The organism is Tetragenococcus halophilus subsp. halophilus DSM 20339 (assembly GCF_003841405.1).
Classification (GTDB): domain Bacteria; phylum Bacillota; class Bacilli; order Lactobacillales; family Enterococcaceae; genus Tetragenococcus; species Tetragenococcus halophilus.
On record NZ_PXYA01000001.1, the window covers coordinates 1,012,619 to 1,031,583 of the forward strand.

The window sequence follows — 18,965 nt, forward strand, 5'->3', positions numbered from 1 at the left end:
CTGCACAACGAATTTTGTATACGAAAATAGCTAGCACTTATAGCCGAAACGATAAAAATACGCAACTTCCTTTTTCGTTATGCGATAACTTTTTTAACTTAACCAGTGTACCCAATGAAACTTAAAGTTGCAAGCATTCTTAAATATTTCATTTTTTCATAAAAAAAAGACTGTTTAAAACAGCCTTTTTATAAGAGCGTGATAGCTACTCTTCTTCGTCATCCTTTAATGTTTCACCCAAAATATCGCCCATAGTAAATCCTGATCCATCTTCAGTGTCTTGATAATCTTCAGGTTCAGGTTCATATGATTCTTCTGTTTCTTCCGGTTTTTCTTCCAGTGCCTTAATGCTTAAAGCAATACGGTGTTCTTCAGGGTTAACATCTAAGACTTTCACTTGGATTTGATCGCCTTCTGATAACACTTCATGCGGTGTCGCAATATGCTTATGCGAAATTTGCGAAATATGAACTAAGCCTTCTACGCCTGGGAATACTTCGACAAAAGCACCAAAACTTGTTAAACGTTTTACAGTGCCTTCTAAAACAGCTCCTTTAGGTGCTTTTTCTTCAATATCAGTCCAAGGACCAGGTAATGTATCTTTAATGGATAAAGAAACACGTTCGGTCGTTGGATCGACTGATAGAACTGCTACATTCACCTTATCGCCAACACTCAACACATCACTAGGTTTACCCACATGTGAGTGTGAAATTTCAGAAACATGAACTAAGCCATCAATGCCACCTAGATCGATAAAGGCGCCAAAATCAGTTAAGCGAGCCACTGTCCCTTCGATGACATCACCTTCTGAAATAGAAGCAAGTAGTTCTGCTTTCTTCTGTTCTTTTTCTTCTTCGACAATCGCCTTATGTGATAAAATCAAGCGATTTTCTGAAGGTTCAATTTCGATAATTTTGAATTCTAATGTTTTTCCTTTATATTCATTAAAATCGTCAACAAAGTAGTCTTCAACCATAGAAGCTGGCACAAAACCACGTACACCTACGTCAACAACAAGACCACCTTTAACAACGTTTGTTACTGGGGCTTCAATTGTTTCACCATTTTGGTATTTTTCTTCAATTTCTTCCCAAACCTTTTTCGCATCAAGACGACGTTTGGAAAGTAAATAACTACCATTTTCCTTGTCTTTTCCAATGGATGAAATAACGACAAGATCAAGCACATCTCCAACTTTTACTACCTCATTGATGTCTTCGACAGGTAAAGTCGATAATTCCTTAGCAGGAACTACACCTTCAACACCTGTACCTTCAATTCCGATGATCGCTTGTCTATCTTCTAAAGCAAGCACTTCACCTTTTACAATGTCCCCAACTTTTACATCGTGAACAGCATTTAACGCATCTTCCATCGTTCCACCGTTTTCTTCAAAGTTATTATTTTCAAATTCTGTCATAACTTATGTCCTCCTAACCAACGATTTAAAAAACACTTCACTCTTTAGTCTATGCTATAATAATAAAAAAATAAAGCGATTTCTGTATATTTTTATTGAAAGTCTGAATTTACATTTCACAGGCTTCTTACAAATTAATCACATCATTTATCTGAAATAATTTTATCACTTATAACTATTCCATTTTATCGTAAGTAAAGACAACTTGATCGTTATCTTCTAGCGTGGTTTCATCAGCGCCAGTATTGACCATTTCATCATTGATAGTGTATGTCCAATACATGTTTTCGCCCTCATCTTGTTCGATGTCTTCAATTGTTGTAATCATACCACTATCTTCTTCAATATCAAAATTATCTTGCATAACTTCCATGAGTGTTTCATCTGTTGTTGTCTCTATTTCTTTTTCATCGACCGTTTGATCTTCATCTTCGATCTCAACTGTCGCGGTAATTTCTTCTTGTGCTTGGCTTGTTTGGCTTGTGGCTTCACTTGTGTCAGCTGCATCTTGTTCGTTTGAACAACCAACGATAAACAAAGCACTGAAAAAAGCAATACCTGCGACAAACTTTTTCTTCATCCAAATTCCCCCTTACACTTTTTTTCTTTTACCACGCTTTTGATCGCCGTCACCACTTCATCGATGGACATCCCAGTTGTATCAACTAAAATGGCATCTTCAGCTTGTCTCAATGGAGAAGCGTTGCGGTGTGAATCAGTATAATCACGTTGTTCAATTTCTTTTTTTAAGGTTTCAAAATCACTTTCTATTCCTTTGGATTGGTTCTCCTTATAGCGCCTTTTTGCTCGCTCACGAGCTGAAGCAACTAAAAAAATTTTTACCTCAGCCTCTGGAAGGACCGTTGTGCCAATATCTCTTCCATCCATCACCACACCCCCTGGTTTAGCAATCTCTTGTTGTGCTTTAACTAAATGAGCGCGGACGCTAGGAAAAGCTGAAACCTCAGAAACATTATTGGTTACTTCAGGTTCACGAATCGCTTTTGTAATATCTTGACCATTTGCAAATACTAGTTGTCCGTATTCTGTTTGCTTAAAAGTAATTGGATAATTTTTAATTAATTCAACCAGGGCCATTTCATCTGTAAAAGATACTTGATATTTTAAAGCCAAATAAGTAACACTGCGGTACATCGCCCCTGTATCCGTATAAATAAACCCAAAATCTCGTGCGATAATTTTAGCAACTGTACTTTTTCCAGAAGATGCTGGACCGTCAATAGCTATATTGATTTCATGCATGTCGTTTCTCCTCGCCTAAACTTGAAAATTTTAAAGTTTATAGATAGATAAAAAAACCGCATGAGCGGCTTTTTTATCTAGTTCTTAACTCTTGTCCAGGATTTATATGGAAATTACTTGGATCCATCCCGTTTAATTCGGCAAGTTCTTCTACGCTCATTCCATTTCTTTCAGCTACTTGTTGTAATCCATCCCCAGATTGAACTGTCGCATAACCTTCGCCGCCTTCTTGATCATCTTGTTGGCCTTGTTGATCTTGATCTTGGCCTTGGTCTTGTTGACCTTGTCCTTGATTTTGAGCTTGTTGACCTTGTCCTTGGCCCTGTTGACCTTGTCCTTGATTTTGATCTTGTTGATTTTGACCTTCTTGCCCTTGGCCTTGTTGCCCTTGATCTTGCGCGGCTTGTTGGTCATCTTCTGCAGCTTGTTGTTGATCTTGATTCCCAGCTGCTTGTTGGTCATCTTCAGCAACTTGCTCATCTTCGTTTTCTTCTGGCTCTTCAGAAGAACTTTCCTCAGTGGAACTACTTTCTGTCGAAGACTCTTCTGTAGTTGTTGATGTCGTTGACTCAGTTGTACTTGTCGAAGTCTGTTCGGTGTTAGCAACAGTTTCAGTATCATTATTACGACTCATCACCCATAAACCAGCAACAGTTGGTACAGCAATAATTAAAACCAATAAAACGACAACAATCGTTAAAAAGCCGCTACTTCCTTTCTTTTGTTGACGTTGTTGAGAACGCGATGAATTTTCATCCTCATTTTCTGTATCATAGATGGGTTGTTCCCATGGTTCTTGCCCTTGTGATTCTTTATTTCTTCTATCTCTTCTACTCACTTTAAATGACCTCCCACTCACTATCTTTCCGCTGTATTATACCATATGTTGTCTCTTTATGTCTTCCTAAATTGTTGTGAATTTTCTTCTTTAAACATTTTTAGTAAAATTTCTTGCCAGTGTGTTTTATTTACCGAAAAACAGTATTCCTTTTTATCATCAATTACTTCTTTTATTCCATGAAAATCACAACACCTTTCAGGAATTTTTGTTAATGTTTCTCCAAAATAACTCAATAAAAATTCTCGCCTACAGCCATCAAAATAAATATAATCAAGCATTTGTTTAAGTTTTTTCTGCTTTTCTGTTTCGTTTTGTCTCAATTGTGTAAGAAAACTATCTTGGTCTGAAACTTTAATTTGTTGTAACCATTTTTCTTGCAGCTCGGTTAATTTGCTCAGTAATTGCTGATCTAAATAAAATTCAAAAAATTGACGCTCTTGTTGTGCTTGTTGCTGCATAAAATGATGAATTTTTTCATCTTTTTCTTGATATAAAAGAACTGCGTTGCTAGGTTTTTGATCGCGACCACTTCTACCAATCTCTTGCATATAATTTTCTAAGCTATCAGGTAGTTCATAATGAATCACTAAACGAATATCAGATTTATCAACGCCCATACCAAACGCATTTGTACAGACTAAGATTTGTAGCTGATCATTAATAAATTGTTCCTGCAGAAGTCTTCTCTGGCTGCTATCCAATCCACCATGATAGTAGCCGATAATATAATCGTTTTTTAAGCGATCATAGACTTCCTCTACTTTTTTTCTTGTTGCGCAATAAATAAGTACTGAACCGTAAGCTTTATCCAGCAGTTTTTTCAAATCCGTCAATTTTGCCTGTGTATGTATGACAGACAAGGAGACATTAGGACGATCGACAGAATAGCAGTGTTCTACAGTATTTTTACTTAACAATAAGTTTTTTATTTCTGTTTTTACCTCATCAGTAGCTGTTGCTGTCAAAGCTAGCGTCACAGGGTTATGTAGACGTTTTTTAGCTTGTTTTAAATTCCTATATTCAGGTCGAAAATCAATTCCCCACTGCGAAATGCAATGGGCCTCGTCAACAACAAATAAAGCAATATGATAAAGTTGTAATTTTGATAATATTTTTTCCTGCATAAGCATTTCCGGGCTTAAAAAAACAAATTTATAACTAGAAAAATGGTCCAATACATACATTTTCTCTTGTTCATTCAAATTACCATTTAAAAGCACGCCTCGTTTTTCACCATTTCTTTGTAAAGAAGCCAGTTGATCTTCCATCAAAGAAATTAAAGGAGTAACGATCAGTACTGTGCCCTCTCTTAAATATGCAGGCAGCTGATAACAAAGGCTCTTTCCTGTACCAGTTGGAAGTATAGCTAAACTGTCGTTTCCTTCTAGTAATGAATTTATCGTTTCTTTTTGACCAGGACGAAAACTTTTATAGCGAAAGTAACGATATAATGTTTCTTCTAACATAGTGATTCTTTTTTCCTCCATATTTGATAGAGTCGAATTTCCAAAAAACTTGCATTAAAGTCCCCTTTTAATTCTTTAAAGGGATAAGCAAAAGAATTTATGGGCAATTTTTCTAACTCTTTTTGAGTTTTTTGTGAGAAAAAGTTGGAAAAAGGAAAGGCTGAATCTGCTAGCGCCCATTCTATCAGATGATCTTGAATCGTACCTTTTTTTAATTTTCGCTGTTGCATCACTTTATCAAGAGACCATCCTTGCTGAATTAACTTGCGAGTTTTTAACATACTTTGGTTATAATTTTGCAAAAGAAAAGGACGTAAAAACTTATATAATAAATACTCTGGATGCTTAATCATTTGAGCTAAAAAATGATGGATCGCTGCCGATTTATATAGATCCAACCATGGATATTGTGTGTATTTATCCGCCACTAATTGAAAAAAGGCCGCCCCTTCTTGCTGGTAACCTGAAAGTGTTTGTGCTAATAAATCCGCATGTTCTTCTGATAAAACTTCTAGTATTTCTGCTGTTTCCTGATACAAAGTATCAGCTAAATTGCCATTATACTGGTGAATGACTGTCCGAACTCTTTGCGTATAAATAGGCGCGTTTTCTAGAGGAACATAGTTTGTTTCTTTTCCCAAAAATGATACCGCCTGTAATAGAAAACGTACAGAACGCCAGCATACTTCTTCTTTTCTTCCAAATTTAAAAAAATTCAATGGTTGAAAAGCAGGCGTTTGTAACAAATTAGACGAATACAAATTTTTTACTAGACTTATTTGCTGCTTTTCTTCTTTTATGTAGCCTTGTTTATTTATTTTTGCTAATATTTGGTAAAATTCTTCTTCTTTTAAACTAGGAAAGACTGAAAAAAAAGGCAAAAGGTCGTGAAAATAAGCATAACATAAGACAGAAGTCGTGTGTTTTCCCACTAACAGCTGGTAAAGAGTAGTTTTTTTCAACTTGTTATCTGCTATAAACAACGATAAAATAAATTCATCCATATAATCCTCCAGAAAGAATGTGAGCAAATGTCACGATTATGTAAAATTGTCCCAGAACGCTGCATCGCTTGCGGCTTATGCGCCTTATACGCACCAGAAGTTTTTGATTATGATGATAACGGTGTTGTCTTGTTTTCTCAAGAGCCCAAAGCCTATCAACAGTTTATCGCTGTTAAAGATCAAGAAGATGTCATTAAAGCTTATAAGCGATGCCCAGTAAGAGCAATTTTGTTAGAAAAATAATCCTATATCTATTATACACAAAATTTTCTTCTCTGAAATAAAGTCAAAGTAAATTTTCCTTTAGTTATTTATTTTTTAAGGGGGTGTCTCCCTTTTTTAGTAATACCTTCTTTCTCTACTCATTATGAAACAAGTTGATAATAGATAGAAATAGCCAGCTAAACATTGTTTTTGTTTAACTGGCTAGTTAGTTTTATAAGATTTTTTCTATTTAATGGTTGAGGAATGAGGCGTTGAATGATTTTGTTTTCTACTGATCCATGGGAGTAACTTAGCGTGCAGAACTAAGAATACAGCACTTACCAGTCCACCTTTTACTAAATTAAATGGTAAAATTCCTAACACTACATAATTTGCCAATGGCATACCCAGCATTTCATCTACTGATAATTGGAAAAACCTCAAGTATAAAGGTGTAATAACAAAGTAGTTAGCAACACTCATAAACAAGGTCATGGAAAGTATACCTAAAAGGGTTCCTGAAATTTTGTTTCGTAAGTTTGCTCCTTTATTAAAGAAGTAATAAACTGGCAGACAATAAACAGTTGTTGCTAAAAAGCTAGCAACATCCCCTACAATATTTTGTGGCGCAAGACCAGTTGTGATAAGGTGCAAAAACGAGCGAAGAAAAGCAGTCAAGATTCCACTAACCGGTCCAAATAAAAGCATACTCAAAATCACTGGGATATCACTAAAATCTATCTTTAAAAATCCAAAAGCTGGCATAACTGGAAACGCAATATATTGTAACACCAAACCCATTGCTGCAAACATCGCTACTGTCACCATTTTTCGAGCGTTACTGTGCATATAAATCCTCCTATTTCAAGGATTCATCTTCAATCGAACCTATTGGTTTTTATATTGTTAATAAAAAAATACTCTATTTTCCCAAGGGAGAATAGAGTATTTGTACTAACAAAAGTCAGCTAAACCAAATATGCTCTATCTTCTTTATCCAGACTGTACTGTCGGTATCGGATTTGCACCGATTCAACCACTTGTAACAAGCAGTTCGTGGACTTTTACCACCGGTCGGGAATTGCACCCTGCCCCTGAAGACGAACCTTTATTATTTTTTTCAACTTCATTATACATGAACGAACAATAATTTCAACTATTTTATTTTTGTTTCTTCAATTAAACGATTAACATCATTTTTATTCAATTCGCGATATTTTCCAACTTGTAAGTTTTCTAGTGTCAGATGTCCATAACGTTCACGCTTTAATTTTTCAACTGGAAAACCACAAGCTTTTAGCATATTTTTTACTTGGTGATTGCGACCTTCATGAATGGTCAATTGAACAATACTCGTTTGTGCTTTTTTATCACTTGATAAAATTTCAAATTTTGCTGGAGCTAATGTTTTCCCCTCGATATGCATTTTTTTGCTAAGAGGTGATAGTTTTTTGTTTGTTGCAATGCCACTTACTTTAGCAATATAGACTTTGTCTATCTCATATTTGGGATGCATTAACTTTTGAGAAAAATCACCGTCATTTGTCAAAAGCAACAATCCAGAAGTATTATAGTCCAAGCGGCCAACCGGATAAATCCGTTCTTTTACTTCTGTAAAATAATCTGTGACAACCGTACGATTTTTATCATCTGAAGCCGCAGAAATAACGCCCCGTGGTTTATAAAACATAAAGTAAACAGGTTCTTCTTGGTAGATAGGTACTTGATCAACTTCAACTTGATCTTTTTTAGCTACCTGAACCCCCAACTCTTTGACCACTTCTCCGTTAACTTTCACACGCCCTTGTGTGATATATTCCTCTGCTTTTCTTCTAGAAGCAATACCAGCATGGGCAATCACTTTTTGTAATCGTTGCATTTAACTATCTCCTTTTTCTTCTGTTGGTTCTTCGTAACGATCGGCATATAAATCAAGTGGTATATCAGCTGATAACTCTTCTTCCATCGCTTGAATATCTGGTAATTCTTCCATAGATTTTAATCCAAAATAATCCATAAAATATTCCGTAGTTCCATACAAAATAGCCCTACCAGGACCTTCTACCCGTCCTTTTTCTTCAATTAGACGATTGGTTGCTAATTTTTGTACAGATCCAGAAGATTGCACACCTCTTATATCATCTACTTCCATGCGAGTAATAGGTTGTTTATAAGCAATAATCGACAAAGTTTCAAGTGCTGCCTGGGAAAGGCGATTGGCTATCGGAGATTTAGCATATTCTTTTAAAATTGGCGCATACTCTTTTTTAGCCGTTAAAACAAAATGATTCCCTAGCTCAAGAACGTTTAAGGAAGAACTGCGATCATCTTGATATTTTTCATTTAATGTCTGAATTAACTGATAGACTTTAGCCGCAGGCTGATTAATCAGAAAACTCAGTTCTTCTAAACGTACCCCTTCATCACCTGCTGCAAAAAGCAAGGCTTCTAATTTCCCCATGTTATCCATTTAAACGCTCTCCTTCATCTTCATACACTGGATAAAGCAGGATGTCTTTGTAATTAACATTTTGCGTCACATTAACTTTTCGGCTCTTAACTAATTCTAATAATGCAATAAATGTTACCACAATTTCACTGGTTTCAAAATTATCCATAAAGCTATCCAGCAAACAACCGCCACGCGCATTTTTTCGCTGATAAAGTTGTGTCTCGATTGTACGTATTTTTTCATCAATACTCGTTTCATCAGCAGCGATCGTTGTTTTTAGCACTTTTCTTTTTTTCTTTTTTTCTAACATAGATTGAAAAGCTAGATATAAATCGATCGTATTAAATTGATTTGCCTCAAGCGATGTATCCTCGTCTTTATATTCATCCATATCCATGGGTTCTTTGGTAAAGTAATGACTTCGTTCTTCAGCTTTTTCAAAAAGTTCCCCTGCTGCATATTTGTATTTTCGATATTCTAGTAATTGCGCAACTAAGTTTTCTCGAGGATCTTCTTCATAAGTATCCTCATCATCATCTAGTTCTTGTTTGGGCAAAAGCATCTGACTTTTGATAGACATTAATGTAGCTGCCATCACAAGATAATCTCCTGCCACTTCCAGTTGCGAACTTTCCATTGCATGAATATAGTTCATATACTGATCAGTAACTTGTGCAATCGGAATATCGTAAATATCTATTTCTAATGTTTTAATCAAATGTAATAATAGATCCAAAGGTCCCTCAAATACATCCAATTTCACTTTAATCTCTTCCATGATTGCTCCTCATCCGTTATCTTTATACATTTAACTATTTAAGCACGGGGAAAATATTGTTTGTACACATCAGTCATTCGTTTTTTGGTGATATGTGTATAGATCTGGGTTGTGGAAATATCCGCATGACCTAAAAGTTCTTGAACGGTCCGAAGATCTGCACCATTTTCCAACAAATGAGTAGCAAAACTATGGCGCAAAGTATGGGGCGTAACATTTTTCATAATCCCTGCCTTTAAGACCAAGGCTTTTAAGTTTTTCCAAATCCCTTGACGAGAAAGACTTGTTCCATGCCCATTCACAAATAAGTATTCCTCTTCAGGATGTTTTTGGCACAATATTGGCCGTGCTTCTTCCAAGTAAGTTTCCAACCAATGAATCGCCATATCACCTAAGGGGACAATTCGCTCCTTATCGCCTTTTCCTGTAGTCTGCATTAATCCCATGGCCAAGTGCAAATCATTTAATTTCAAACCAATTAATTCACTTACACGTAGTCCTGTTGCATACATTACTTCTAAAATTGTACGATCCCTGATACCTAGTACTTTTTTAGTGTCAGGTGTCTCAATTAAACGTTCCACTTCACTAAGGCTTAGTGTATCAGGTAGTTTCTGTGTTTTTTTAGGTGAATCAATATGTTGCATCGGATCATGATCAGTATAGCGCTCTTGTCTAAGAAATTGATGGAAACGCCGTAAGCTTGTTACCATACGAGTTAGAGTCGCTGCAGATTTTTTTTCATTTTGTAAAAGCTGTAAAAAAGAAACAATCGTATAACGATCCACATTCTGCCAATCCGTAATTTCTTTTTCATGTAAAAATGCAAGATACTGCTCTAAATCTCGCTGATAACTCTTCCTAGTATTACTAGAAAGACCTCGTTCGATCAAAAGGTAGTGTAAATAATCTGTTACTTGTTCATCCATTGATTTCCCACCTTCTCAGTTTGCTTTTGAATTATCTCACAAAACAAAGCGAAACTGCAATCAATTTAGCAAAAAATTATCACTTTATATGTTTCATCTTCAAATAAAATTACATTAGACATAAATCTTATTCTAAAATAAAGGACACTACGCCTCGCTTTCGCTCGCCCTAGTACTGTTCATCATCTACTTTTAGCTCCCCTTGGTCGCTAAATCGTAGTGATTCACAGCAAAAAAGAAAGCTGAATGTCAGCTTTCTTTGGCTTTATTTTGACAGTTTTGACATATTCCGTGAAAAGTAAGGCGATGATCTTTTACAACAAAATGAAAATTCTTTTCAACAATTTCTTCCACATTCCCTAATAGATCTTCATTAATTTCCTCAATATTTCCACATTCAAGGCAGAGCAAGTGGTGATGAAAATGTTTAGCTCCTTCTTTTCTAAGATCATAACGCGCAACCCCATCGTCAAAACTAATTTTATCTACGATCTTTAGATCAACTAAGATATCTAGTGTTCGATATACCGTAGCTAAACCGATATCTGAATTTTTTTGTTTAACAAAGAAAAAGATTTCTTCTGCTGATAAATGATCTTTTTCATTTTCTAACAAAACAAGTAAAGTCGCTTCTCTTTGCGGTGTCAGTTTAAATCCTGATTCATGAAGTTGTTTTTTGGTCTTTTTCAATGTTTCTACGGTACTCATAATAACCTCCACTATTTATAATTATTATAATCTAAAAATAGAATAGCTAGTGAAACTTTAAAATAAGTATAAAATAGAAAGAGAAAATAAACAAGCGTTCTCAATTAGAATTTTGTACCATTTTTGTTAGACCCTCTTCTTGCACAATTAAACCTTGTTTCATCAAATGTCCTAACGCACGTTTAAATTGTGCTTTACTAATACCAAATAATTGCTTAATATCTTCTGGAGGCGTTTTGTTTGTATAAGGCATTTCTTGTCCAGGTCTTTGTTTTAAATAAGCATATATCATCGCCGCATCATCAGGAATCGCTTCGTAGGCTCTAGGTTTTAACGAGATATTTAATACACCATCTGGTCGCACACCAATGACCCGCCCTGAAACATGTTCTCCTAAACGAGGTTCCATATATCTTTCAGAAGGATGAACAAAGCCTATATAATAATCATCTGTTAGCAGATAAGTACCCACAATTTTGGGACGATAAACTGTACCTGAAATATCTTTATTATGCATATTTTCATTCGCTATTTTTTTCAATGATTGAAAATTCTTATCCTCTGCTAAAGATGCCCAAATACGCTCTTTTTTATCAACAACTAAAGCAATCATCAAACGATCACCTTTTTTTGGCCATAGCTCGTGCATTGTAGGAAGTTCATCTAAAGAAACAGCAATATCCTTGTCAGGTAAGCCAATATCAACAAACACCCCTAAATTACGACGCACATCAGTCACTGGCGCAAAAGCGTAGTGACCCTTTCTAATTTTAGGGATTTCAGTAGTAAAAGAAGCTTCCTTTTTTTGATTCAAATAACCAAAACCCTCAACTGCTTCTCCTAAAGCGTGGTTTCCTTCTTCTTTATTTAACTTAAAAGTTTGACCGTTTTTTTGGACAAAGTAATGATGATCATTTTCATCAGTAACGATCCCAGTAAAGACAGTTGCAAGTAATTCATTCATAAAATTTTTTCTCCTTTAAACAAAAAAACGAATAAGTGCTATTGCTATAATACCTGTGACAACGATTTTCATCAAATCTTTTGTATAAATTCCCACAATTAGAGCAGGGATACATGCAATTGTTTCTTGAATATTTAATATAGGCGCTTTACCTGTTGGGACACTTAATAAGTTTTGAACGAGTAAAGCCGCCAAGATACACAATGGTAGATAATCAAGAAACAAACGAAATTTTTCTGGAAATTGCATTTTTTTAGCAAAAGCAAAGGGTAAAATTCGAGGTATCCAGGTAACGACAAAACAACCTAGCATCAAATACAAATATTCAATACTTATCATGTGTTATCACCCCCACCAAGCAGCCTACAAGAGCCGAAACAATCACTGCAATTTCAGGAGTTGTCAGCCACATCAATATATATAATACTAGAATAACACTCAGTAGAACAAGCAAAGTTTGTCTAGTTTTAGTTTTTAATGGTAGTTCCACTTGAAATAAAAAAAGCCCTAAAAACATTGCCACCAAAGCAAAGTCTAATCCAAAAATCTCTGGTTCCGGGATAAAGTTTCCTAATAGACCTCCCAATACTGTTGCGACAATCCACGTCAAATAAGCACAAATATTTAATCCATTTGTCCAAGCAACACTTACTTTTCCCATTCTTTTTAATGCCATTGTCAAAACACCATAAGATTCATCTGTTAGTAATGTACCGATGCCTACATTTTCCAATAATGAAGCTTGACGAAAATAAGGAGCCACCGAAAGACTCATCAAAAAATGACGAAGATTTACTAAAAAGACCGTAGCAATAATGGAAGTAATAGGGGCTTGAATCGCTATTAAACCACAAATGATAAATTGAGCACTGCCAGCATAAACAATGACAGACATTAAAAAAATAGCAAAAACAGATAAACCAACACCTTTACCCACAACACCTAAAGCAAATCCGATCCCCAGATAGCCCAAAATCGTAGGTACACAAGCTTTCATCCCATCTACAAACGTTTCATATTTCACTTCTTCCATAAAAATGCCCTTTCTAGTTTTACCCTTTATTTTCTTAACATCATATCGAAACTAAAGAGGATAAACAAGAGGGTTTCTGCTTATTTTCATTAAGTGAAGAACAAATAATTATAATACGTTAAAAGGACCTCGCTGATAGCCTACCGTTTTCATTTTATATGAGACATTGCCGCTTATTCAACATAGCTTTCCTATTTTTATAAAAAAAAGACTTTTAAAAGCCTGATAAGCTTTTAAAAGTCTTTACTTATTATTCTAGAAAATCTTTCAACTGTTTTGAACGAGATGGATGACGTAATTTACGTAAAGCTTTTGCTTCGATTTGACGAATTCTTTCGCGTGTTACGCCAAATACTCTGCCTACTTCTTCTAATGTACGTGTACGTCCATCATCAATACCAAAACGCAAACGCAAAACATTTTCTTCTCGGTCGGTTAACATATCTAAAACGTCTTCCAATTGTTCTTTTAACAACTCATATGCCGCATGGTCAGAAGGGCTTGTTGCTTCTTGGTCTTCGATAAAATCTCCCAAGTGAGAATCGTCTTCTTCACCAATTGGTGTTTCCAAGGAAACTGGTTCTTGAGCAATTTTTAGTATTTCTCGAACTTTTTCCGTTGGCAAATCCATTTCCGCGCCAATTTCTTCTGGTGTGGGTTCGCGACCTAAGTCTTGTAATAATTGACGTTGAATACGGATCAATTTATTGATCGTTTCTACCATATGGACTGGAATACGAATTGTTCTTGCTTGATCCGCGATTGCTCGTGTAATAGCTTGACGAATCCACCAAGTTGCATAGGTTGAAAATTTAAATCCTTTACGATAATCAAATTTTTCTACAGCTTTCATCAAGCCCATGTTACCTTCTTGTATCAAATCAAGAAATTGCATGCCACGTCCTATATAACGTTTTGCAATACTAACGACTAAACGAAGGTTGGCTTCTGCTAAGCGTTGTTTTGCTTCTTGATCGCCTTCTTCGATTTTTAGGGCTAGATCAACTTCTTCTTCAGCTGTTAATAATGAAACACGGCCAATTTCTTTCAAGTACATACGAACAGGGTCATTAATTTTTACACCTGTGGGAGCTGATAGATCATCTCTAGGTTTTTCTTTTTCCACTTTTTCAGTAGTTTTTAAGCTTCGTAATGAAGGTTCACCATTTTCGTCTACTACACTGATTCCTGCATCTTCTACTTGTTGAATCAGTTTATCCATACCTTCAGCGCCCAATGAATAAGGAGTAGCTAAGGCATTAGATAATTCATCATAAACGACTTGTCCCTTTGTTTTGTTTTGTTTAATAAAATCCTTAACCGCTGTTTCGTATTTAACTTTTGTTTCTTCTGCCATAAAAGAAGTCCTCCTTCGATGCTGCTACTTGGCTTGCTTTAACTTTTTAGTAAGATTGATAATTTCAACCGCTAAATCTAATTCTAATTGTTGATTACCTTTTTGGCTAGCTTCTTGCTGTCTAATTCTTTTGTCTTTAATTTCTTCTACCAGACTTGATGACTGTATAACTGTCAGTAAGTCTTCAAATTCTTGTTGACTTCCTTCTTCTGGCACATCTAAACTGGCGATTGTACTAACAATATTGCGCAAACGCTGATCATCTTTTAGAAAATCCAAAAACTTTGCTAGAACAAATTCACCTTCGCTTTCTATATAAGCATCAAAAAGCATATATAACTCTTGATAAATTTCGTGAACAAATGTGACTTGCGCCTGTTTAAAACGCTGATTAAGTGTTTCATCATTAAACAAACGATATAGTAATAATTCCTCTGCTTTTTGTACTTGCGTCTTTTTTTGTGAACTTTGAGACGCTTCTTGCACAGGAGGAACATCTGCTTGCTTAGGTGTTTGTTTTTTACTTCTTTGTTGTTGCCTTAAATCACGTAACTGCTGTTGTAAAGTCTCTCTAGAAATCTGAAACTCCGTAGACAACTGTGTTAAATATCGGTCTTGCTCAATCAAAGAATCTACATTTAATAAGTCATGGAGTAATTCTTGTACATAGTCAACTTGTTCTTTTTCGTTTGACATATTTTTATTCATACGTCGATAACGCATTTTAAAAGAAAATACAGTTTCTTTTCCATGCTCAAGTAACTTCATAAAAGCCTCTTGCCCATATTTTTTTACATATTCATCTGGGTCAAGTTTTTCTGGAACACTTATCACTGATAGATCAATGTGACTTGATTCTTGTAAATGACCAATCGCTCGATCTGTTGCAGCAACACCGGCTTCATCACCGTCATAACAAAGAACTAGCTCTTGCGCAAGTCGGGTCACTGCAGCAATTTGCTCATTTGTTAAACTAGTTCCCATTGAAGCAATCCCGTTTGTTGCTCCTGAACGATAAGCTGCGAGTACATCCATAAAACCTTCAAACAAGTAAACTGTGCCGTTTTTACGTATACTACTACGTGCCTTATCAAAGTTAAATAAAATTTCACGTTTGTTAAACAGCGTTGTTTCAGGTGAATTTAAATACTTTGGCTGTTCTTTATCATCAAAATCTTCAGTTGCAAAAAAACGCCCCGAAAACCCAACAGTCTTTCCTTGATAATTGCGAATAGGAAACATAATTCGCTGATAAAAACGATCGGCTAAATCTCCATTTTCGCGTTCTACAAATAACCCAGTTTCAGGGAAAGCCTCCGTATTTAATGACTCATTTTGAAAAACACGAGACAAAAAATCACGTTGATTAGGAGCAAAACCGATATTAAATTCTTCTATTAACTGATCATCCAAGCCTCTTTTATGCAAATAATCGAGCGCCGCTTCACCTGCAGCAGTATTTACCAACATATGATGATAAACTTCAGCTGCTTTTTCATGCATTTGAATCAATTGTTGTTGCTTGGAATTTACCTCATTTTCACCTGAAACATCTTGATACTTTTCCGCAACTTCAATACCTTCTAATTCAGCCACTTTTATGACTGATTCAACAAAAGAAAGACCTTCAATCTCTTGAATAAAAGAAAAAACATTACCACCACGACCGCAACCAAAACAATAATAAAACTGCTTATCCTCAGCAACAGAAAACGATGGCGTTTTTTCATTATGAAACGGACAAAGCCCCGAGTAATTTTTACTGCCAGATTTTTTCAGTTGCACATATTGTCCAATAACATCAACGACATTCGTTTTTTCACGGACGTCATCAATCACTTGTTGCGGAATTCTCGCCACATTTACTCACCTCCTATAGAAATCGATGAGCTGTTCTATCGGTAAAAAATCGCACCAACATTATATCAGTGCGATTAAAAAATAGACAGTTTTCTACATGTACTATTATATCATATTCTCCACATTTTACAAATCTTTTGCTCACAGTTGCTAGCTTGATTTCAACTATTTATACCGCTCTTCTAACCGACTCATCCAAGCACCCAAAGCTGCTCCCAACACTAGCATTAATACACAAGCGCCATAGTCTAAAACACCAAAATCATTATAATCTGTGGGTATAATCATAATCGTGGAAGCAAAAACGACACCCATAATAAAGTGAAACAGCTGTGGGTAAGCTTTACTAAATATATAATCAATCACCTTAGATAAACTCAAAACAGTGATAACACCACCAATGCCAATAGGAATAATGACGCTAAGGTCTAAAGTTTTAAAACCATCTGCCATCGCTTTATACATACCCATGTAAATAAGAAAGTTGGACGGACTTAAACCAGGGACAATTACGCCTAAAGCAATCAGAAAACCTGCAAGCATCCAGGTCCATGTGTTTTGCGGAACTTCTGTAAATAAACTAGCACCTTTCCATAAAAAGATAGTTGCTGCTATAAAACTAATGGTTAAGATAATAATTTCTCGCTTAGAACGTCCCTTTTTTCCTGCTTCATTCCATAGAGCTGGGACGGTTCCGACGATGCAACCAACAAAAAACCATAAAATAATACTTGCATAACTACCTAATAAAAAACTAACGGCAAAAGATAAGATAAATATTCCAGTAAGTCCACCTAAACCAACGGGAAGAAAAAATAAAACATTTTCTTTGAAATTTCTTGTAATATGAGCTAAAAAACCAATAATTCGTTCATAAATACCAAATATTGCGGCTAAAGCACCACCAGAAACACCTGGTAAAATAAAACCAGAGCCAATAAACATTCCTTTAACAAAACGTAAAATCCAGTCTTTAGTACCGAATTGCGCTGGCCGAGTTTCATTTTTCATTAGCTTTTTCTCCTGTTTCTAATTGATTTTAAAATAAAAAGTCAGTTTGTTTTATTTTTTTCTCATTGTCTTTTACCAGTTCTGAGTAAAAGAAGTTCCCTCCGTTATGATATAAGTAACCACCATTGTAAAACACAGAATGTAAACTTAAATAGCGGTATCTTGTTTGTGAGGTATTTCCAAGTTGAGGTGATAGCGTATCTTTTGAATATTGTTCTGCAAGTTCCAAGCTGTGTTTCTTCCCATTTTCCGCCACATAATCAATATAATCTAAACCAAAATTATAGGCTTGCACAGCAGTCCACAAATCACAACCTTTAGCATCTGCTTTTTCAATCGCTTCTGCTAAAAAAGCCACGCCTTGTTCAATACTTTCTTGTGATTCATCAATTTGATTAGGATAGCCGCTTTTACTTTCAGAACTTTGCATAGGATCATCATGTTCACCTTTGGTTTCTGTAAAAATGATTCCCAGTACTAAATCCTTATGCTGTGGAATATTTTCTTTTTGTACCGCTTTTGCGACTTGACCTTCATATTGATGTACCTGTTTTAAAATTTGATAATTTCTATAGAAATAATAACCACCCAGGGTAAGTATTATTATCGAAATCAACAATAGTACTTTTTTCAATATCGACTTCTGCTTTTTTTTCATGAATTTGTCATCCAACCCTTTTTAAGATCAAAACTTAGCCTACTATTTCTTGAAAAAACTGTCTATAAAACAAGCGTAAAAAATATAATCTTTAATAAAAAGTAAGCTTTCTTTGAATTCCTTTAACATTTGTTTGGTTGGACTTTCTTTGTCATTAATTTATAACACTTTGCTGTAATAAAATCTCTAATTTCAGTGTATTAACGATTCTCAATTGGCGTATTAGCAAATGCTTCAATAATTGGAATAAGTGCTAGTTTTAATTTATATTTTCTTTTTAAAGCAGTTTCGATTGTATACTCATTTTCACTTTGCGTTGAAATTGTTGCTAAAAGGCGAGATTCAGTTTTCGTTTGTTCTTTAACTTCATAGCGATCGTCAGTTGTTTCTACATAGAAGTTAGTGTAACTTGCCACTTCATCTTCGAAAGCACTTAAGGTCATTTGATCTTTTGTTTCTGTTTCATTTTCAGTTACAACACTATCATTTTGCGTAATTGTTTCGTTAACAGAAGTCCAATGGCTAGCAACTTCTTGCGCTAAATTATCACTAAAAAGTTCTCCTAAATCTTTTTCTCCGTTTTGGATTCGTTGAACCATATTCGTGAAATTTTCATCTAAAGATAAATTTATTTCTTTGTTTCGCGCATCCTCATCTAAATCTAAGCGTCGAACAATCAATACATTCGGACGATCTGTTTGCGTAAATGCTTTTACTTTGAAACCATACTTAGCAGTAACCTTTTCTTGCATTTTATGAAATAGGTTAGACTGTATAGATTTAAAAGACGGTTGAAATTGTTGTTGTAATTTGGCTAATTTTTTCTTTTTCATAATGTTCCCCTTTCAAAAATACTATTTGATTATAAGAAAAAAAGACCACATTGAACAGAGACTTTTGAAAAAAAGTTTTGAAAATATTCAATTAAAACCATTTCATAACTAAGAAGTAGATTTGCTTTAGCAATTTGTCTTTCTTTACAGGTAATTTTTTTGTACACTATAAAATGGAAAA

The 18,965-nt window shown here is 35.1% G+C and carries 21 protein-coding genes and 1 riboswitch; of the genes, 1 reads left to right on the plus strand and 20 read right to left on the minus strand.

Annotated features, from left to right (window positions below; translation table 11 throughout):
- Positions 1–205: 205 nt before the first annotated feature.
- From rpsA to C7K42_RS04860, 6 genes are all read right to left on the minus strand, one after another.
- Entirely contained in the window at positions 206–1,423 is a 1,218-nt protein-coding gene (gene rpsA, locus C7K42_RS04835; protein ID WP_014125369.1) for a 30S ribosomal protein S1, read from the minus strand.
- A 175-nt stretch (positions 1,424–1,598) separates the two neighbouring features.
- Entirely contained in the window at positions 1,599–2,003 is a 405-nt protein-coding gene (locus C7K42_RS04840; protein ID WP_014125370.1) for a DUF4430 domain-containing protein, read from the minus strand.
- Positions 2,000–2,686 carry a (d)CMP kinase gene (gene cmk, locus C7K42_RS04845; RefSeq protein WP_014125371.1) on the minus strand — a complete coding sequence of 229 codons (687 nt, stop codon included), beginning with the start codon at positions 2,684–2,686 and terminating at the stop codon, positions 2,000–2,002. Before cmk ends, C7K42_RS04840 begins: the two co-directional genes overlap by 4 nt.
- 73 nt (positions 2,687–2,759) lie before the next feature.
- A complete protein-coding gene (locus C7K42_RS04850) occupies positions 2,760–3,524 on the minus strand; it encodes an SAG1386/EF1546 family surface-associated protein (RefSeq protein ID WP_061840632.1) in 765 nt (254 codons plus the stop codon).
- Between the two features lie 56 nt (positions 3,525–3,580).
- A complete protein-coding gene (locus C7K42_RS04855; RefSeq protein WP_061840633.1) occupies positions 3,581–4,993 on the minus strand; it encodes a RecQ family ATP-dependent DNA helicase in 1,413 nt (470 codons plus the stop codon).
- The gene (locus tag C7K42_RS04860) at positions 4,987–5,997 is read right to left on the minus strand and encodes a YpbB family protein (protein WP_014125374.1); all 1,011 of its coding nucleotides are present in this window, start codon (positions 5,995–5,997) and stop codon (positions 4,987–4,989) included. The genes C7K42_RS04855 and C7K42_RS04860 overlap by 7 nt, the downstream gene beginning before the upstream one ends.
- 27 nt (positions 5,998–6,024) lie before the next feature.
- Here C7K42_RS04860 and C7K42_RS04865 point away from each other — a divergent pair, with 27 nt between their 5' ends.
- A complete protein-coding gene (locus C7K42_RS04865; RefSeq protein WP_014125375.1) occupies positions 6,025–6,240 on the plus strand; it encodes a ferredoxin in 216 nt (71 codons plus the stop codon).
- Positions 6,241–6,447: 207 nt separating this feature from the next.
- Here C7K42_RS04865 and C7K42_RS04870 read toward each other — a convergent pair whose 3' ends face one another.
- From C7K42_RS04870 to C7K42_RS04935, 14 genes are all read right to left on the minus strand, one after another.
- On the minus strand, positions 6,448–7,050 hold the full coding sequence (locus C7K42_RS04870) for an ECF transporter S component (RefSeq protein ID WP_103099695.1): 603 nt from the start codon (positions 7,048–7,050) through the stop codon (positions 6,448–6,450).
- Positions 7,051–7,183: 133 nt separating this feature from the next.
- Positions 7,184–7,307: riboswitch (FMN riboswitch) on the minus strand.
- Positions 7,308–7,357: 50 nt separating this feature from the next.
- Complete coding sequence (locus C7K42_RS04875) at positions 7,358–8,080, minus strand: pseudouridine synthase (protein WP_014125377.1); 723 nt, start codon at positions 8,078–8,080, stop codon at positions 7,358–7,360.
- Positions 8,081–8,671 (minus strand): SMC-Scp complex subunit ScpB, encoded by a 591-nt coding sequence (gene scpB, locus C7K42_RS04880; protein ID WP_014125378.1) that lies wholly within the window; start codon positions 8,669–8,671, stop codon positions 8,081–8,083.
- Entirely contained in the window at positions 8,664–9,431 is a 768-nt protein-coding gene (locus C7K42_RS04885; RefSeq protein ID WP_014125379.1) for a segregation/condensation protein A, read from the minus strand. Before C7K42_RS04885 ends, scpB begins: the two co-directional genes overlap by 8 nt.
- A 38-nt stretch (positions 9,432–9,469) precedes the next feature.
- The gene (gene xerD / locus C7K42_RS04890; RefSeq protein WP_014125380.1) at positions 9,470–10,360 is read right to left on the minus strand and encodes a site-specific tyrosine recombinase XerD; all 891 of its coding nucleotides are present in this window, start codon (positions 10,358–10,360) and stop codon (positions 9,470–9,472) included.
- A gap of 249 nt (positions 10,361–10,609) precedes the next feature.
- Positions 10,610–11,068 (minus strand): ferric iron uptake transcriptional regulator, encoded by a 459-nt coding sequence (gene fur / locus C7K42_RS04895; RefSeq protein ID WP_014125381.1) that lies wholly within the window; start codon positions 11,066–11,068, stop codon positions 10,610–10,612.
- Positions 11,069–11,168: 100 nt separating this feature from the next.
- Positions 11,169–12,032, minus strand: coding sequence for a CvfB family protein (locus C7K42_RS04900; protein ID WP_014125382.1), 864 nt, complete (start codon positions 12,030–12,032; stop codon positions 11,169–11,171).
- A gap of 15 nt (positions 12,033–12,047) precedes the next feature.
- The gene (locus C7K42_RS04905; protein ID WP_014125383.1) at positions 12,048–12,371 is read right to left on the minus strand and encodes an AzlD domain-containing protein; all 324 of its coding nucleotides are present in this window, start codon (positions 12,369–12,371) and stop codon (positions 12,048–12,050) included.
- Positions 12,358–13,065, minus strand: a complete 708-nt coding sequence (locus C7K42_RS04910) for an AzlC family ABC transporter permease (RefSeq protein WP_014125384.1) — start codon at positions 13,063–13,065, stop codon at positions 12,358–12,360. Before C7K42_RS04910 ends, C7K42_RS04905 begins: the two co-directional genes overlap by 14 nt.
- Before the next feature lie 250 nt (positions 13,066–13,315).
- A complete protein-coding gene (gene rpoD, locus C7K42_RS04915) occupies positions 13,316–14,422 on the minus strand; it encodes an RNA polymerase sigma factor RpoD (protein ID WP_103083813.1) in 1,107 nt (368 codons plus the stop codon).
- Positions 14,423–14,446: 24 nt separating this feature from the next.
- Positions 14,447–16,282, minus strand: coding sequence for a DNA primase (gene dnaG / locus C7K42_RS04920; RefSeq protein ID WP_014125386.1), 1,836 nt, complete (start codon positions 16,280–16,282; stop codon positions 14,447–14,449).
- A gap of 165 nt (positions 16,283–16,447) precedes the next feature.
- Entirely contained in the window at positions 16,448–17,293 is an 846-nt protein-coding gene (locus C7K42_RS04925; protein ID WP_014125387.1) for a DUF368 domain-containing protein, read from the minus strand.
- 28 nt (positions 17,294–17,321) lie between these two features.
- Positions 17,322–17,951 (minus strand): lysozyme family protein, encoded by a 630-nt coding sequence (locus C7K42_RS04930; protein ID WP_069029118.1) that lies wholly within the window; start codon positions 17,949–17,951, stop codon positions 17,322–17,324.
- Positions 17,952–18,151: 200 nt separating this feature from the next.
- Complete coding sequence (locus C7K42_RS04935) at positions 18,152–18,784, minus strand: hypothetical protein (protein ID WP_014125389.1); 633 nt, start codon at positions 18,782–18,784, stop codon at positions 18,152–18,154.
- Positions 18,785–18,965: the final 181 nt, after the last annotated feature.

What these genes read in the sequence shown, in the direction of transcription:
- C7K42_RS04840 (WP_014125370.1), bottom strand. Translation starts at nt 2,003, where the DNA reads ATGAAGAAAAAGTTTGTCGCAGGTATTGCTTTTTTCAGTGCTTTGTTT.
- C7K42_RS04925 (WP_014125387.1), bottom strand. Translation starts at nt 17,293, where the DNA reads ATGAAAAATGAAACTCGGCCAGCGCAATTCGGTACTAAAGACTGGATT.
- C7K42_RS04935 (WP_014125389.1), bottom strand. Translation starts at nt 18,784, where the DNA reads ATGAAAAAGAAAAAATTAGCCAAATTACAACAACAATTTCAACCGTCT.
- fur (WP_014125381.1), bottom strand. Translation starts at nt 11,068, where the DNA reads ATGAGTACCGTAGAAACATTGAAAAAGACCAAAAAACAACTTCATGAA.
- C7K42_RS04860 (WP_014125374.1), bottom strand. Translation starts at nt 5,997, where the DNA reads ATGGATGAATTTATTTTATCGTTGTTTATAGCAGATAACAAGTTGAAA.
- C7K42_RS04855 (WP_061840633.1), bottom strand. Translation starts at nt 4,993, where the DNA reads ATGTTAGAAGAAACATTATATCGTTACTTTCGCTATAAAAGTTTTCGT.
- C7K42_RS04930 (WP_069029118.1), bottom strand. Translation starts at nt 17,951, where the DNA reads ATGAAAAAAAAGCAGAAGTCGATATTGAAAAAAGTACTATTGTTGATT.
- scpB (WP_014125378.1), bottom strand. Translation starts at nt 8,671, where the DNA reads ATGGATAACATGGGGAAATTAGAAGCCTTGCTTTTTGCAGCAGGTGAT.
- C7K42_RS04870 (WP_103099695.1), bottom strand. Translation starts at nt 7,050, where the DNA reads ATGCACAGTAACGCTCGAAAAATGGTGACAGTAGCGATGTTTGCAGCA.
- rpoD (WP_103083813.1), bottom strand. Translation starts at nt 14,422, where the DNA reads ATGGCAGAAGAAACAAAAGTTAAATACGAAACAGCGGTTAAGGATTTT.
- C7K42_RS04865 (WP_014125375.1), top strand. Translation starts at nt 6,025, where the DNA reads ATGTCACGATTATGTAAAATTGTCCCAGAACGCTGCATCGCTTGCGGC.
- rpsA (WP_014125369.1), bottom strand. Translation starts at nt 1,423, where the DNA reads ATGACAGAATTTGAAAATAATAACTTTGAAGAAAACGGTGGAACGATG.
- C7K42_RS04900 (WP_014125382.1), bottom strand. Translation starts at nt 12,032, where the DNA reads ATGAATGAATTACTTGCAACTGTCTTTACTGGGATCGTTACTGATGAA.
- C7K42_RS04875 (WP_014125377.1), bottom strand. Translation starts at nt 8,080, where the DNA reads ATGCAACGATTACAAAAAGTGATTGCCCATGCTGGTATTGCTTCTAGA.
- C7K42_RS04910 (WP_014125384.1), bottom strand. Translation starts at nt 13,065, where the DNA reads ATGGAAGAAGTGAAATATGAAACGTTTGTAGATGGGATGAAAGCTTGT.
- C7K42_RS04905 (WP_014125383.1), bottom strand. Translation starts at nt 12,371, where the DNA reads ATGATAAGTATTGAATATTTGTATTTGATGCTAGGTTGTTTTGTCGTT.
- cmk (WP_014125371.1), bottom strand. Translation starts at nt 2,686, where the DNA reads ATGCATGAAATCAATATAGCTATTGACGGTCCAGCATCTTCTGGAAAA.
- C7K42_RS04885 (WP_014125379.1), bottom strand. Translation starts at nt 9,431, where the DNA reads ATGGAAGAGATTAAAGTGAAATTGGATGTATTTGAGGGACCTTTGGAT.
- xerD (WP_014125380.1), bottom strand. Translation starts at nt 10,360, where the DNA reads ATGGATGAACAAGTAACAGATTATTTACACTACCTTTTGATCGAACGA.